The organism is Streptomyces sp. NPDC046900, from assembly GCF_040644975.1.
Classification (GTDB): domain Bacteria; phylum Actinomycetota; class Actinomycetes; order Streptomycetales; family Streptomycetaceae; genus Streptomyces.
Map to the genome: position 1 here is coordinate 256,457 of NZ_JBEYXD010000005.1, position 14,734 is coordinate 271,190.

Below are 14,734 nucleotides of genomic sequence, written 5' to 3' on the forward strand. Positions count from 1 at the left end.
GCCCGCCCACGCGTTCGAACAGCCTCATCACAGCACCAGCAGTGCCGCCGTGGGCGTATGAAAAGCAGGGAGGCCACGTGCAACCAGGGCTGAGCGTCATCGTCCACGGCCCCGATCCCCAAGGGCGTCTGGGCGAACTCCTCGACTCTCTGAGCGCCCAGCCCTTCGCCGAGTCCGAGGTGATCGTCGCGGCCGTCGGCGACTGGGCCCGGCAGCAGGCGGAGCGCCGCGCGGCCGAGGACTCGCGGATGGTGGTGCTGCCGCTGCCCGAGGGCACGAGCGACGGCGTGGCCCGGGCGGCGGGTGCCGCCCGGGCCACCGGCCGCTGGCTGCACTTCGTGCACGCCAAGGACGGACTGCCGGCCGGCGCCCTGCGCATCGTGGCCGACCGCACCACGGAACTCGGGGACTCGGCGGACGTCCTGGTCGTGGACCATGTCCGCTCCACCTGGCAGAACTCCGGGGCGCCCGGCGGGGACGGCCGGTTCCTGGCCCGGGTCGGCCGCCGTGCCGTCCCGCTCGCCGACTCCCCCCAACTGCTGCGGATGACCCCGGTGCTGGGGAACCGCGTGATGCGCGCGGACTTCTGGCGGTCCCCGGACGTCCACGCGGACATCGCGGGCGAGGACGTCCTCGACGACGAGGCGTACACCGCCCTCGCCGTGCTCCTCCACGCCGGCGCGATCGCCTCCGTGGACCAGGTGGCGTACGAGATAAGGGACCTGCGCGAGCAGAGCCTGCCGCCGGTGGCCCCCGCGCAGCGGTACGCGGTCATCGACCGGTACGAGCGGCTGCACCGGCTGCTGGACGGGCGGGACGGGCGGGACGCGCCCGACGGACCGAAGTCGGTCCTGTACGACGTGATGGTGCGCGATCTGCTGCGTACCTTCGCCCGCGGCGGGATGCCGGAGCCGGTGGCGCGGGAGTTCTTCCGCCGCGCGTCGCGGGCCGCCGTGCGCCGGCGGCCGTCGCACCACCAGCGCCCCGCCGGCCTCGACGGCATCCGCCACTCGCTCCTCGAGGAGGACGCGTACACCAAGTACCGCGCCTTCCAGGCCGCCAACCAGAAGCGGCGCGAGGTCAGGTCGGTGGTCGCTGCGGGCAGGCGCCAGGTCGGCGCGAAGCTGCGCGACCACCGCTACCGCCGGGCGCTGAGCGAACCCGTCGACGCGGAACTCGCGGTGTTCTCGGCGTACTGGGACCGAGGTGTGGCCTGCAACCCGGCCGCGATCGCCGCCAAGCTCACCGAACTCGCGCCGCACATCCACCCGGTGTGGGTGGTGTCCCGGCACAAGGCGGCACTGCTGCCGCCGGGCACCGACCACATCGTCGCCGGTACCCGCCGCTACTGGGACGTGATGGCGCGGGCCAAGTACCTCGTCAACAACGTCAACTTCCCCAACTCCGTGGTGAAGCGCCCGGACGCGATCCACCTCCAGACCCACCACGGCACCCCCCTCAAGCGGATGGGCCTGGACCAGCTCGACTTCCCGGCCGCCTCCAAGGGGCTGGACTTCGAGGCGCTGCTGGCCCGTATCGACAAGTGGGACTACAGCGTCTCCGCGAACAGCCACTCCACGCGCATGTGGGAGCGCGCGTACCCCTCGCGCTACACACCGCTGGACTACGGCTATCCGCGCAACGACGTCTTCTACTCCGCCACGGCGGCGGACGTCCGCGCGATCCGCGACCGCCTCGGCATAGCCCCGGGCCGCCGGGCCGTCCTCTACGCGCCCACGCACCGCGACTACGAGGCGGGCTGGACCCCGCGCCTCGACCTCGCCTCACTGGCCGACCGGCTGGGCGAGGACACGGTCCTGCTGGTCCGCGGCCACTACTTCTACGGCGGTGCGGCCTCTCCGCTCGCCGGACTGCGCCGCTCCGGCCGGGTGATCGACGTGTCGTCGTACGACCCGGTCGAGGACCTCTCGCTGGCGGCGGACGCCCTGGTCACGGACTACTCGTCGATCATGTTCGACTACGCCAACCTGAACCGTCCGATCGTGATCTACGCCGACGACTGGGAGACGTACGCGAAAACGCGCGGCGTCTACTTCGACCTGACGGCCGAGGCGCCGGGCCACGTGGCGCGCACCCAGGAGGAACTCGCGGCCGTCTTCGAGTCGGAGGCATGGCGGGACGAGGCCTCCCTGAAGTCGCTGACCGCCTTCCGGCGCCGCTTCTGCGAGTTCGACGACGGACGGGCTGCGGAGCGGGTGGTGCGCCGGGTGTTCCTGGGCGAGAGCGAGGAGTCGCTGCCGCCCGTGGTCCCCGTGGACGAACGGACCCCGGCCCCGGCCCCCTCGGAGGCGACAGCGTGATGACGACGACCCGGACCCCCGATGTGACGATCACGGTCATCGTCTACAACGACGCGGAGCGTCTGCCCCGCGCGGTGGCCTCGCTGCTGCGGCAGACCCACCCGGACATCGAAGTGATCATCAGCGACGACCACTCGACGGACGACACTCCGTCGGTCGCCCGGCGCCTGGCGGCACAGGACCAGCGGGTGCGCTATCTGCGACTGCCCGAGAACAGCGGCGGCTGCAGCGCACCGCGCAACCGGGCGATCGAGATCGCCCAGGCCTCGTATCTGATGTTCCTTGACAGCGACGACGAACTTCCCGCGAACGCCGTCGAGTTGCTGCTCGCGGCGCACCGCGAACGCGACGTCGACTTCACCATGGGCGCGGTGGAACGCGTGCGGATCGACACCGGTCGCCGCTCGACCTGGATGCCGCACCTGGTCGCCGAGCGGCGCACGGTCGAGGGCATCGCGTCCGAACCGGGCCTGCTGTTCGAGCACCTCTCGACCAGCAAGATGTACCGGCGGGAGTTCCTCGACCGCCACAAGCTGCGCTTCCCCGAGGGCATCCACTACGAGGACCAGTTGTTCTCGGCACAGGCGTACTGCCTGGCGCGCTGCTTCACGATCATCCCCGAGCCGGTGTACCGCTGGTACATTGCGCCGTTCGTGGCGGCGGAGTCGGCGTCCATCTCCAACCAGCGGCACAAACTCACGAACGTGCGGGACCGCATCCATGTGCAGCGGCTGATCGACGACTTCCTCGAGACGAGCGGCCACGGCGGGCTGCGCGAGCACAAGGACCACAAGTTCCTCAAGCACGACTTCCGGATGTACGCGGGCGATCTGCCGTACCGCGACGAGGAGTGGCTGGCCGGTTTCGCGGACGTGGTCACGCCGTATCTGGAGACACTGGCGCCCGGCGCGTACGCCCGACTGCCGCGTACGGAACGCGTGGTGATCCAGCTGGTGCGCGAGCGCCGGCTCACCGAGGCACGGTCCGCGGCGCGGGAACTGGGACAGGAAGTGGCGCCTCGGGAGGTGGTGACCGACGGTTCGGGAGCGGTCCATTGGGGCACACGGATCCCGTCCTCTTCCTGGGCCCGCCGTGAACTGGACGTTTCGGAACTCGAATTGGAGGACCGGCCCTTCCCCAGCGCGCTGTTCCGCCACGAGATCACGTCCGTGACTCCGGGCCCGGGAGCGTCGGTCGATCTCTCGATCCGCACCTTCGACCCGGGCCTGCGTCTGCCCGTCGGCCCGCAGCGGGCGAGCGTCGTGGTCTCGCCGGGCAGGCGCCGCCTGGTCACCGCCTTCCGTCTGGACCCGGTCCGCCCCGGTGTCTTCGAGGGACGCGTCCGGGTGGACCTGGCGGCGGCCCATCTGCCCGTGCAGGGCTTCGAGGGCATCCGCCACCCGGTGCTGCGCCTGGAACACCAGGGCCTGACCAACACGGGCGTCCTGCTGGCGCCGACGGTCTTCCCGTCGCTCACGGCGGCCCCCGTCGGCACCCTGCCGCACGAGGTGACCGTCGAACCGGAGGGAAGCGGCCCTGGCCGCCTGCAGATCCGGTGGCGGCCCGTGGGAGTCACGGCACGCGTGGGCCCGGTGGTCGGCCGGGTGGCGGGACCGCGAGCACGGCGGGCGGCGCAGCTGGTCAGGAGCGCGTTGCGGTGACGGCGGGCGGCGCGTGGGCCTTGGCTCACGCGCCGCCCCCGGAGAGTGCTGCCGGTCCGGCTCCTGACTTGGACGATCCAGCTCGGACGCCGGACGGGTGCAGCAGCCTCCTCAGCGCAGTACCTCGTACAGCACCTGGCCCCCGGGTCCAGACGCCACCTTCCGCACCGCCCGGTCGCCCGGCGGCAGCCCCCCGTCCGAGGGCCGCTGCACCACCCACCGCACGCCGTAGAACCGAAGCACGTCGAGACGTGCGCTCCGCGACGACCCGGCCGCGAAGTACGTCCGCACCGCCGCCTCCCGCCTCCCCTGGTCCGGCAGGAAGAAGTCGGGATATCCCGGAGCCACGGTGTACGCCCCGTACGCCGGGATCTGCCGCGCGGGATACGTCTTCGCCATCACCACGTCCCCGTACCGGACCCACGGGGTGATCCAGTGGTAACCCGTCCACGGCGCCCGGTACTTCGCCGCGACCGCCCCGGGCAGTGCGCTCCGGCCCACCACGAACCCCACGGTCTGGACCTGCGTCCACGCCCCGACGGCCAGCGCGGCCGCCAGCACCACGGCCGCCCAGTTGCGCAGCGCTCCCCGCGCCGCACCGGCCACCTCCACGGCCGCCGCCACCTGCGCCGGGATCAGCACCGCCGGCAGCGCCCGCCCCCAGGAGTAGTGCCCGGTCAGGCCGCCCGCCGCGAACAGCACCGCCCCGAGCAGGAAGAAGACCACCAGGGGGTCCCGCGGGTTCCGCCGCGCCCGCAGTCCCAGCGCCACCACTCCGGCCAGTACGAGACAGAACCGTGTGACCAGGTGCTGGTACAGCGGCCGGTGGATCGCCTCCAGACCGCCCGTGCGCAGCAGCGCGAAGAAGTCGTAGTACGGCCACAGCGCGAGGAGCGCCGACCCGAGCACGGCACCGGCCCCGAGCCGCGGCAGGACCCGGCGCCCGGGCCGCGCCCCGGCCACGGTCGCGATCGCCCCCAGCGTCGCCACCACCCCGGTGAACTGGTGGCTGAGCAGGATCACCGCCCACATCGCACCGAGCCCGAGGAAGGCGGCCCATCCGGCTCCCTCGCCCTCGAGGGCCCGTGCCAGCAGCGCCCAGAAGTGGAAGGCGAGGCCGAGCGCGAACACACTCGGGTAAGCCACCGTCAGGGCAAGCGAGTTGAGACCGAGGAAGCCGCTCCAGTTGAACACCTGCGTGCCCCACAGGAACACCACGCACAGCAGGGCGAGCGGCGGCGCGAGACGCTCGGCGCTCAGCGTGCGGACGTACCGCCAGACGCCGGTGACCAGCAGCGTCAGACCGACCAGCGCGCCGATGCGCAGCACGACCCAGACGGACAGCCCGGTGAGACGGGCGACGGCCCCGAGGAAGAGGATCCACGGCGAGTAGTACGGGCTCGGCGTGTTCGCGTCGACCAGCGGATTGCCGGGGTCCAGCAGCCGGTGCCGCAGCCGTTCCACGGTCGCGGCGTGCATGCCGAGGTCGCCGTCCCACGGCAGCCGGACGATCACGAGCAGCATCAGCACGGCGAGCAGGCCCAGGGCCGCCCACACCACGGCTCCGGCCCCTCCGCGCGGCGTTCCGGCGGCCGTGAGCGCGCTCCAGGGCCGCTTCGGCCTCTCGGCTCCCGTGGCCGGCCCGGTCTTCTCCTCGGCCCCGGTGATCCCTCTGCCGGTACCGCCTGTCCCGTCGGAGGCGACGCTCATCGCGTGCCGACGCCCTGCTTCGCCTCGTGCTGGAACACCCACGTCCGGTACACCAGGAAGCGGAACGCCGACGCCAGCACGATCGACAGCGCCTTGGCCACGTTCGAGCCGAGCGGCCCGTTCATGTCGAGCCCGTGGTAGCCGACGTAGAACAGCACGCTCTCCATCAGCACGCCGATTCCGCTGAAGCCGAAGAACAGGACGATCTGCTGCCGGGTGCGGGAGGCATGGTCCCGGTAGGCGAAGAAGCGGAAGCCGAGGTAGTTGGTGCCCATGGCGACGATGCTGGCGAGCACGGTCGCCGTCATCGGCGCCCACGTCAGAACGTGCAGAAGGAAGTTGAAGACGAGGATGTTGACCGCGACACCACTGCCGCCGACGACCCCGAACTTGGCCACCTCGACCACGATCCGCCGGGCCCGGGAGATCACCGGGACGGGGGCGGGGACAACGGTCTCGGCTACCGGGCGAGCGACCTGGGGCCGCTGCTCGGAGAGGTTCACAGTCACGGGTACGGGTCCTCCACACTCGTTCGACGATCAGGCCAAACCTTAGCCCAAATGTCCCGTTTAGCAGGAAACGGTAAATTCAACTCCTGAATTGCCCAAGGTATTGACAAGAAAGCCGTCCCAGCCCTGCGAACTGAGGGAGGACGCCCGGACATACGAACGGGGGCGCCCCAACACCGTGGGGCGCCCCCGCCGTAGCGGTACCGGCCGCACCGCCGGGCCGTGCCTAGCTGTGCGTCCGCAGCAGCGTGCGCATCGTGCGCATCGCGACCGAGAGGTTCGCCAGGTCGAAGGAGTCCGAACTCGAGATCTCGTCGAGGGTGGTGCGCGCCCTCGAAAGGATCGCCGCGTTCCTCTCCTCCCAGGCCTTGAACCGCTGTTCCGGCGTGGAACTGCCGTTGCCCACCGAGAGGACCTCGGCGGTCAGGCCCGCGTGGGCCGCGTACAGGTCCTCGCGGATCGCCGCGCGCGCCATCGACTGCCACCGGTCGGCGCGCGGCAGTTCGATGATGCGGTCCATGAGCTGGGTGATCCGCAGCCGGTCGGCGAGGTCGTAGTAGACCTCGGCGACGCCCATCGGGTCCTTGCCCGTGCGGTCGGCCACCGAGACGATGTCGAGCGCCGGGAAGGCGGAGGAGAACCCGGCCACACGCGTGGCGAGTTGGTCCGGCACGCCGGCGCCCGTCAGCTCGTCGTAGATCTTCTGCCACCACTCGAGGTCCGCACCGCGCAGCAGCTTGGGCAGTTCGTTCCAGACCTGCTCGACGCGGTCCTTGAAGAACTCGATGGTGCCGCTGAGCTCCAGCGGCTGCGGCCGGTTGTTGAGCAGCCAGCGCGTGCCGCGCTCCACCAGCCGGCGGCAGTGCAGGCGGATCCGGGTCTGCACATCGGCGTCGACCTGGTTGTCGAGCGCCTCCACCGCGTCCCACATCATGCTGGAGTGGAAGATCGCACGGGACGCGGTCTGCGCCCTGACGATCTCCTCCAGCGATGCGCCCGTCTCCTCGCGCAGCCGGTGCAGGAAGCTCGTGCCGCCCGTGTTCACCGTGTCGTTGACCAGAAGGGTCGTCACGATCTCACGACGCAGCGCGTGGTGGTCGATCTGCTCGGGGAACTTCTCGCGCAGGGCCGTCGGGAAGTACTCGTGCAGCAGGGTGCGCAGATACTGGTCGTCCGGCAGCGGCGTCTCCAGCAGCTCCTTGGCGACGGTGATCTTCGTGTACGCCAGGAGGACGGCCGTCTCCGGGCCCGTCAGGCCGTGACCGGAGTTGAGCCGCTCGCGGATCTGGCGGTCGGTGGGCAGGAACTCCAGCGCCCGGTCGAGGTGGCCCTCGCGCACCAGATACCGGAGGAACCGCTGCTGTGCGTGCAGCATGTCCTTGGACTGGAACAGGGCGTTGGCGATCGCCACGTTCTGCGCGTAGTTGTTGCGCAGCACCAGAGAGCCGACCTCGTCGGTCATCTCGGCGAGCAGATGGTTGCGCTGCTTGACGGTCAGATCACCGTTCGCCACGACTGCGTTGAGCAGGATCTTGATGTTCACCTCGTGGTCGGAGGTGTCCACGCCCGCGCTGTTGTCGATGGCATCCGTGTTGATCTTTCCGCCGTGCTGGGCGAACTCGATCCGGCCGAGCTGGGTCAGGCCCAGGTTGCCGCCTTCGCCCACCACCTTGGTACGCAGGTCGCAGCCGTCCACCCGGATGGCGTCGTTGGCCTTGTCACCGACGTCCGCGTGCGACTCCGCCGAGGACTTGACGTACGTCCCGATGCCGCCGTTCCACAGCAGGTCCACCGGCGCCTTGAGGATCGTCTGCATCAGATCGGCGGGGGTCATCTTGGTGACGGCCCCCTCGATGCCGAGGGCCTCGCGGATGTGCCCGTTGACCGGGATCGCCTTGGCCGAGCGGGGGAACACCCCGCCGCCGGCCGACAGCAGTTCGGTGTTGTAGTCGGCCCAGGAGGAACGTGGCAGCTCGAACAGGCGGCGGCGCTCGGCGTACGAGGTCGCCGCGTCCGGGTTCGGGTCGATGAAGATGTGCCGGTGGTCGAAGGCCGCGACCAGGCGGATGTGCTCGGACAGCAGCATGCCGTTGCCGAACACGTCACCGGACATGTCGCCGATGCCGACGACCGTGAAGTCCTCGGCCTGGGTGTTCACACCCAGCTCCCGGAAGTGCCGCTTCACGGACTCCCAGGCGCCGCGGGCCGTGATGCCCATCTTCTTGTGGTCGTAGCCCGCCGAGCCGCCGGAGGCGAAGGCGTCCCCGAGCCAGAAGTGGTAGCTCTCGGCGACCTCGTTGGCGATGTCCGAGAACGTCGCCGTGCCCTTGTCCGCGGCGACCACGAGATACGTGTCGTCCGAGTCGTGCCGGACCACGTCCGCGGGCGGCACGATCTCGCCGGCGACCATGTTGTCGGTGATGTCGAGCAGGGCGGAGATGAACGTCCGGTAGCTGCGGATGCCCTCCGCGAGCCATGCGTCGCGGTCCACGGCCGGGTCCGGCAGCTGCTTGGCGACGAACCCGCCCTTGGCGCCCACGGGCACGATGACGGTGTTCTTCACCATCTGCGCCTTGACCAGGCCGAGGATCTCGGTGCGGAAGTCCTCGCGCCGGTCGGACCAGCGCAGGCCGCCTCGCGCGACCTTGCCGAAGCGCAGGTGCACGCCCTCCACGCGCGGCGAGTACACCCAGATCTCGTACGCGGGGCGCGGCGCCGGCAGGTCAGGGATGGCCTGCGGGTCGAACTTCATGGAGAGGTAGTCGTGCGGCCTGCCGCCCCGCGCCTCCTGGAAGAAGTTGGTGCGCAGGGTCGCCTTGATCAGGGTGAGGAAGGAGCGCAGGATCCGGTCCTCGTCGAGCGAGGCGACCTGGTCGAGCGCGGCGTCCAGCTCCTCCAGCAGGGCGTCGGTCAGCTCCACCCCGGCCCGCTGCCGGTCCGGCGACATCCGCGCCTCGAAGAGGGAGACCAGCAGCCGGGTGGTGTGGACATTGTTCCGGAGGGTGTCCTCCATATAGTCCTGGCTGAAGGTCGAACCGGCCTGACGCAGGTACTTGGCGTACGCGCGCAGCACCATCGCCTGCCGCCAGGTGAGTCCGGCGCCCAGCACCAGGGCGTTGAAGCCGTCGTTCTCGGCCTTCCCGGTCCAGGTGGCGGAGAAGGCGTCCTGGAAGCGCTCGCGGGCGTCGTCGCCGACGTAATCCCCGTTGCCGGTCATCGACTTGGGCAGACGCAGACCGAAGTCGTAGATCCACGCGATCGTGCGGTCCGCGCAGCGCAGCTCGTACGGGCGCTCGTCGACGACCTCGACGCCGAGCCGGTTGAGCACGGGCAGCACGGCGGAGAGGGAGACCGCCTCGCCCTTGCGGTAGATCTTGAAGCGGCGCTCGCCGGGGGCCGCGCCCACGGGCTCGTACAGGCTGAGGGCGAAGTTCTTGCCGCCCTCCTCGGTGGTGAGCTGCTCCAGGTGGACGAGGTCGGCGACCGCGGCACGCGGGGTGTGGTCGGCCTTGTAGCCCTCGGGGAAGGCGCCCGAGTAGTAGCGCTGCAGCTCGGCGCCCCGCTCCTCGCCGAGCTCGGCGTTCAGCGCCTCGTTGAAGGCGTCGGTCCAGGAGCGGGCGGCCTCGACGAGGCGGGCCTCGATGCGCTCCTTGTCGGCGTCGGACAGCTGCGGCAGTTCGGTGCCCTGCGGCACACGGACCACGAAGTGCAGCCGGGACAGGATCGACTCGGTGTTCCAGGCCGTGAAGTCGACGCTGGTGCCGCCGAGTTCCTCCTTGAGGATGTCGATGATCCGCAGTCTCACGCCCGTGGTGTAGCGGTCGCGCGGCAGGTAGACGAGGGCCGAGTAGTAGCGCCCGTACTCGTCCTGGCGCAGGTACAGCCGCAGCCGGCGGCGCTCCTGGAGGTAGAGGACGGAGGTGGCGATGGAGCGCAGCTCGTCGGTCGGGGTCTGGAACAGCTCGTCGCGCGGGTAGGTCTCCAGGATCTGGAGCAGGTCCCGGCCGTCGTGGCTGTGGGGCGAGAAGCCGGCGCCGTCGAGGACCTCGTCGACCTTGCGGCGGATGACGGGCACCCGGCGCACGGACTCGGTGTACGCGGCGGACGAGAACAGGCCGAGGAAGCGGCGCTCGCCGACCACGTTGCCGTTCTCGTCGAACTTCTTCACTCCGACGTAGTCCAGGTACGACGGGCGGTGCACCGTGGCACGGCTGTTGGCCTTGGTGAGGACCAGCAGCTTGTGCTCGCGGGCCTTGGCGCGGGCGTCGGCGGGCAGCCGCTCGAAGGAGGGGCTCACCGGGTGCTGGTCGTCACCCGAGTGGTGCGGGTCGGATCGCAGTATCCCGAGCCCGGTGCCGGGCACGGCGGCCAGCACGTCGTCGTCGCGCAGCTCGTACTCGCGGTAGCCGAGGAAGGTGAAGTGGTCGGCGGACAGCCAGCGCAGCAGCTCGCTGGCCTCCTCCAGGTCCGCGGTGGGCAGGTCGTCGGGCACGGGCTCCTTCTGGAGCCCCTCGGCGACGCGCAGCGCGCACTCGCGCATCTTCTCCCAGTCCTCGACGGCCTCGCGGACGTCGGACAGGACGCGCAGCAGATCGGCGGTGATCTGCTTCAGGTCACCGCGGTCGGTCTCGCGGTCCATCTCGACGTGGATCCACGACTCGACATGCGCGTCGTGCGGCAACGCGCAGTCGGGGCCTTCGGGCAGCACCTCGAGCAGCTTGCCGGTCAGGTCGCGGCGGACGACGAACTGAGGGTGGATGACGACGTGGATGCCGCGTCCCTGGCGGGACAGCTCGTTGGTGACGGAGTCGACCAGGAAGGGCATGTCGTCGGTGACCACCTCGACGACGGAGTGGCTGCAGGTCCAGCCGTTCTCCTCGACGGTCGGGGTGTGGACCCGCACGTTGGCCGTGCCCTGCGGACGCGTCTCGGCCAGTCTGTAGTGCGAGAACGCGGCTCCGAAGACATCCACCGGATCGCGGTCCGCCAGGTCCTCGGGGGCGGTGTGCAGGTAGTAGCGCTGGAGGAACGCGAGCACGGTGTCCCGGTCGGGGGTGCCCTCGCCCGTCGTCCCAGTCGGTAGGTGCCCCCCGACCGGGCTGTTCTCAGCTACCCGGGCGGCCCGTTCGAGCAGCTCGGCCTTGGCTTCGTCCAGCTTGGTCTGCATTGTCCTCTGGCTCCTGTCGCGCGCCGTTGCGTGACGTAGAAGGAAATACGGTCTCTTCTCCGACGTGACGTCGTGACGCGGGGTGTCCGGTCTGGTTCGACGCTATGCCGCACGGAGAGGAAGGTGGGGGGTTATCGGCCAATTCCGGCACCTGGGGCGGCCGTGACGCTTCTCTCGGCGCGTCGTGCGCCTCCCGCGTCCCCGGCACCCCTGCTGCCGTCCCGGGCGCCTGCGGCACCCTTCCCGGCCGGCCCCGCCTGTGAGGATCAGCGACCGCCGCCCGGTCACGGATGTCGTCCGTGCTCACCGGGCGCAGGGCAGGGACAAGAACGTCCCCGCGAGGTATCGCGCTGATCACGCCACAAGGCTATCGCTCTGCACGGGGGGCACGTCATGAGCCGTATGTGTACAAAAGAGGGGGTCGAACTTTGACGTTCTGCACAGGGGCGTAGAGGACGATGCCGTGCAGAGCCGTCGGTGCGAGCATGGCGGTACGAGCAGCGAGCACGGCCGGCAAGCGGTACGCGGCCCCTTGGCAGCGCCCTCGGCCTCGGGCACGTTGCCAGAAGCAGCGGACGCAGCCCTCCGCCCGACCGAGGGGAGCACAGCCAACATGACGCAGAAGATCCTGATCGTCACCGGCGACGCCGCCGAATCACTGGAGGTCCTCTACCCCTACCAGCGCCTGCGCGAGGAGGGCTACGAGGTCCATATCGCGGCCCCCAGCCGCAAGACACTCCGCTTCGTCGTCCACGACTTCGAAGCCGGTTTCGACACGTACACCGAGAAGCCCGGCTACACCTGGCCCGCCGACCTCGCCTTCTCCGAGGTCGACCCCGGTGACTACGCCGCCCTCGTCATCCCCGGCGGTCGCGCCCCGGAGTACCTCCGCAACGACCCCGAGCTGCGCAAGATCCTCAAGTCCTTCTTCGACACCGACAAGCCCGTCGCCCAGATCTGCCACGGCCCCCTGCTCACCGCCGCGGCCGACGCCCTGCGCGGACGGCGCGTCACGGCCTACCCCGCGCTGGAGCTGGACATGCAGGCGGCCGGGGCGACCTTCCAGGACGTCGAGGCGGTCGTCGACGGCACCCTCGTCTCGTCCCGTGCCTGGCCGGACCACCCCGGCTGGATGCGCGAGTTCCTCACGGTGCTGCGCTCGAAGGCGCCGGTGACCTGACGGCACCCGGTGCGGCGCCCGGACGGGCGCCGCACACACCGGCTCAGGCCGCCAGCCGCTCGGCCTCCGCGACCGCCTCCAGCAGCGTGTCCACCACCGGCACGCCGATCTCCTCCAGGCTGGCGCGGCTGTGGGAGCCACCGGTGTACAGAACGGCCCGTGCTCCCACGTGCCGGGCGGCGACCGCGTCGTCAGCGGCGTCCCCGATCACCACCGTGCGCGCCGGCTGCACGCCCGCAAGGGCCCGTAGGTGCCGGACCATGTGCTCGGCCTTGCTGCCGCCGGAGGGCCCGGTGCGCCCCTCCACCCGTACGAAGTGCGTCTCGATCCCGAACCCACGGACCAGGGGGACGAGCTCGTCGTGCATGTACATGCTGAGGATGGACTGGCTGCGGCCGGCCGACCGCCATCCCGCGAGCAGCTCCGTCGCGCCCTCGGTGAGCCCGCACCGGATGCGGTGCTCCGAGTAGTACCGGTGGAAGACCTCGTCCATGAGCTGCCACTCGGTGTCCGTCGGCAGCCGTCCCATCAGCCGCTCGTAGAACTTGGGCACCGGCACGCAGTACAGCGCCCGGTAGCGCTCCAGTGTGATCGGCGCCAGACCGAGTTCGGCGAAGGCCGCGTTCGTGGCCCCGATGATCGCGTCATTGTCGTGGAACAGCGTGCCGTTCCAGTCCCAGACGATGTGAGCGCTTCCGTACTTCCCCATGCCGGAAAACCTACCCGGCCGCACTGACAATCGCCGGTGCACCGGCCCCGTGGGAGGCAAAACCCGGGTCAGTCCCCGAGCCCCAGCAGATTCGGAACCTCCTGCGTCGCGTACCAGAGCAGCTCGTGGTCCTCGGCGCCGTCCACCACGAACTGCGCGTCGTCGTCACCGCGGTCCGCCTCCTCCAGCGCCTCGGCAGCCGCCGTGACGTCCGCCTCCGCGTCGGCCGCGTCGGCGTGCACCGCGGCCGCCTTGGCAAGCGACACGGCCCCGGCGACCCGTACCTCGCCGAGCGCCGCCGGGTCGAGGCCCTTGTCGGGGTCGGCGGCCGCCGCGCGGTCCGGTACGTCGACCGCGACGACCACCCGTCGCCGCGGCGCCCCCGAGTCCGCCGCCACCAGCCGCAGCGAGGCCAGCGCGGCCCGGCTCAGGGCCGCGTACTCCAGTTCCTCGATGTCGTCGGACAGGTACCACTCGCGCAGCGCGGGCGTGACGGCGTACGCGACCAGCGGTCCCGCACCCAGCTCACCCGTCTTGTACGCCTCGGCGAGCCCGGAGAGGGTCAGGGGGACGTAGACGCGCATGACGAGCCGCTTTCGTAGTCGGTGAGGCCGGCCGGACAGGCCCGTGGGAGGACCACGCGGAGGTCGGTCCCGCGCCTCCGGCGAGTCACCCAAGGATACGTGCGGCCGTCCCCCTTCGGGCCCCGGTCGCAGTCTTCCCCGTGGTCAACCGAGGCACCCATGGATCACCCGCTACAGCCCGGGCGCCCCATCGAGCCCCCGCCCGCTCATCACCCTGATAGGTGAATCCCCCGGCCCTCGCGGCACACCTGGCGATTCCTTGCGAGCGGGGCCCCCTGCCTCGTACAAGATCCCCACCAAGAAGTTACCGACCGGTATCCGCCGGTCCCGCGAAACGGGGATCCCACATGAACAAGGTCATGACCAGGAACAGCATGATGACCAAGGTCAAGCGGCACCCGGGCGGCCGCCCGCCGGTGCGTCACGACACCCGCCGCCCCGGCAGCACGCCCCGCCATACGGCACCGCGCCCGGGGACGTCCCGCGCGACACCACCCGTCGCGCCGGGGCCGGCCGGTCCGGTTGCCCAGCCCCGCCCGACCGATGTCTTCGCCGACCGTCTGGTGTCCGTGCTGAGCGGTCAGCGCCCGGTGCACAGCATGCTCCGCCATACCGTCGGCCGCGCCTACGACGAGCTGGCCTGGCTCGCCGAACGCGGCGCACTGCGCACCCGCGGTAGCCGCCCCGTCGTCCGTGACATCGGGTACTACGTACCGCGCCCCGGCGCCATCGAGGCCTTCGCCCGTATCGGCGCGGGCGACCAGCTCCGCGCGATGGCGTTCCGCCTGGAGTGCGGGACGGACCACCGCTGGCGCTGCACGGCGGTGGAACTGGGCGGACCCCGGAGGCCGGGCAGGGACGACGACTGACCCGGACGACACGAGGGGCCGGGC

Annotated in this window: 9 protein-coding genes; 4 read left to right on the forward strand and 5 right to left on the reverse strand. The window is 70.8% G+C overall.

Annotated elements, in window-relative coordinates:
* Positions 1-77: 77 nt before the first annotated feature.
* Both ABZ904_RS08005 and ABZ904_RS08010 read left to right on the forward strand, forming a co-directional pair.
* Positions 78-2,321, forward strand: a complete 2,244-nt coding sequence (locus ABZ904_RS08005; RefSeq protein WP_361821828.1) for a CDP-glycerol glycerophosphotransferase family protein — start codon at positions 78-80, stop codon at positions 2,319-2,321.
* The gene (locus tag ABZ904_RS08010) at positions 2,321-3,982 is read left to right on the forward strand and encodes a glycosyltransferase family 2 protein (RefSeq protein ID WP_361821831.1); all 1,662 of its coding nucleotides are present in this window, start codon (positions 2,321-2,323) and stop codon (positions 3,980-3,982) included. Before ABZ904_RS08005 ends, ABZ904_RS08010 begins: the two co-directional genes overlap by 1 nt.
* A gap of 111 nt (positions 3,983-4,093) precedes the next feature.
* On the opposite strand, the gene ABZ904_RS08015 is transcribed toward ABZ904_RS08010, so the two are convergent.
* The 3 genes from ABZ904_RS08015 to ABZ904_RS08025 all read right to left on the reverse strand — a co-directional run bounded on the left by ABZ904_RS08015 (position 4,094) and on the right by ABZ904_RS08025 (position 11,368).
* A complete protein-coding gene (locus ABZ904_RS08015) occupies positions 4,094-5,506 on the reverse strand; it encodes a hypothetical protein (protein WP_361821872.1) in 1,413 nt (470 codons plus the stop codon).
* Between the two features lie 182 nt (positions 5,507-5,688).
* Positions 5,689-6,201: a GtrA family protein gene (locus tag ABZ904_RS08020; protein WP_361821833.1), complete on the reverse strand. Its 513-nt coding sequence runs from the start codon at positions 6,199-6,201 to the stop codon at positions 5,689-5,691.
* 226 nt (positions 6,202-6,427) lie between these two features.
* Positions 6,428-11,368 (reverse strand): NAD-glutamate dehydrogenase, encoded by a 4,941-nt coding sequence (locus tag ABZ904_RS08025; protein ID WP_359397016.1) that lies wholly within the window; start codon positions 11,366-11,368, stop codon positions 6,428-6,430.
* A 613-nt stretch (positions 11,369-11,981) separates the two neighbouring features.
* On the opposite strand from ABZ904_RS08025, the gene ABZ904_RS08030 reads away from it, so the two are divergent.
* Positions 11,982-12,548, forward strand: a complete 567-nt coding sequence (locus ABZ904_RS08030; RefSeq protein WP_359397018.1) for a DJ-1/PfpI family protein — start codon at positions 11,982-11,984, stop codon at positions 12,546-12,548.
* 43 nt (positions 12,549-12,591) lie between these two features.
* On the opposite strand, the gene ABZ904_RS08035 is transcribed toward ABZ904_RS08030, so the two are convergent.
* Positions 12,592-13,257, reverse strand: coding sequence for an HAD family hydrolase (locus ABZ904_RS08035; RefSeq protein WP_359397020.1), 666 nt, complete (start codon positions 13,255-13,257; stop codon positions 12,592-12,594).
* Positions 13,258-13,325: 68 nt separating this feature from the next.
* Complete coding sequence (locus ABZ904_RS08040) at positions 13,326-13,841, reverse strand: hypothetical protein (RefSeq protein WP_359397022.1); 516 nt, start codon at positions 13,839-13,841, stop codon at positions 13,326-13,328.
* Between the two features lie 347 nt (positions 13,842-14,188).
* Here ABZ904_RS08040 and ABZ904_RS08045 point away from each other — a divergent pair, with 347 nt between their 5' ends.
* Positions 14,189-14,710 (forward strand): Rv3235 family protein, encoded by a 522-nt coding sequence (locus ABZ904_RS08045; protein ID WP_359397024.1) that lies wholly within the window; start codon positions 14,189-14,191, stop codon positions 14,708-14,710.
* Positions 14,711-14,734: the final 24 nt, after the last annotated feature.

Coding starts and splice junctions, on each gene's coding strand:
- ABZ904_RS08025 (WP_359397016.1), bottom strand. CDS start 11,368: ATGCAGACCAAGCTGGACGAAGCCAAGGCCGAGCTGCTCGAACGGGCC.
- ABZ904_RS08035 (WP_359397020.1), bottom strand. CDS start 13,257: ATGGGGAAGTACGGAAGCGCTCACATCGTCTGGGACTGGAACGGCACG.
- ABZ904_RS08040 (WP_359397022.1), bottom strand. CDS start 13,841: ATGCGCGTCTACGTCCCCCTGACCCTCTCCGGGCTCGCCGAGGCGTAC.
- ABZ904_RS08045 (WP_359397024.1), top strand. CDS start 14,189: ATGAACAAGGTCATGACCAGGAACAGCATGATGACCAAGGTCAAGCGG.
- ABZ904_RS08015 (WP_361821872.1), bottom strand. CDS start 5,506: ATGCTGCTCGTGATCGTCCGGCTGCCGTGGGACGGCGACCTCGGCATG.
- ABZ904_RS08010 (WP_361821831.1), top strand. CDS start 2,321: ATGACGACGACCCGGACCCCCGATGTGACGATCACGGTCATCGTCTAC.
- ABZ904_RS08030 (WP_359397018.1), top strand. CDS start 11,982: ATGACGCAGAAGATCCTGATCGTCACCGGCGACGCCGCCGAATCACTG.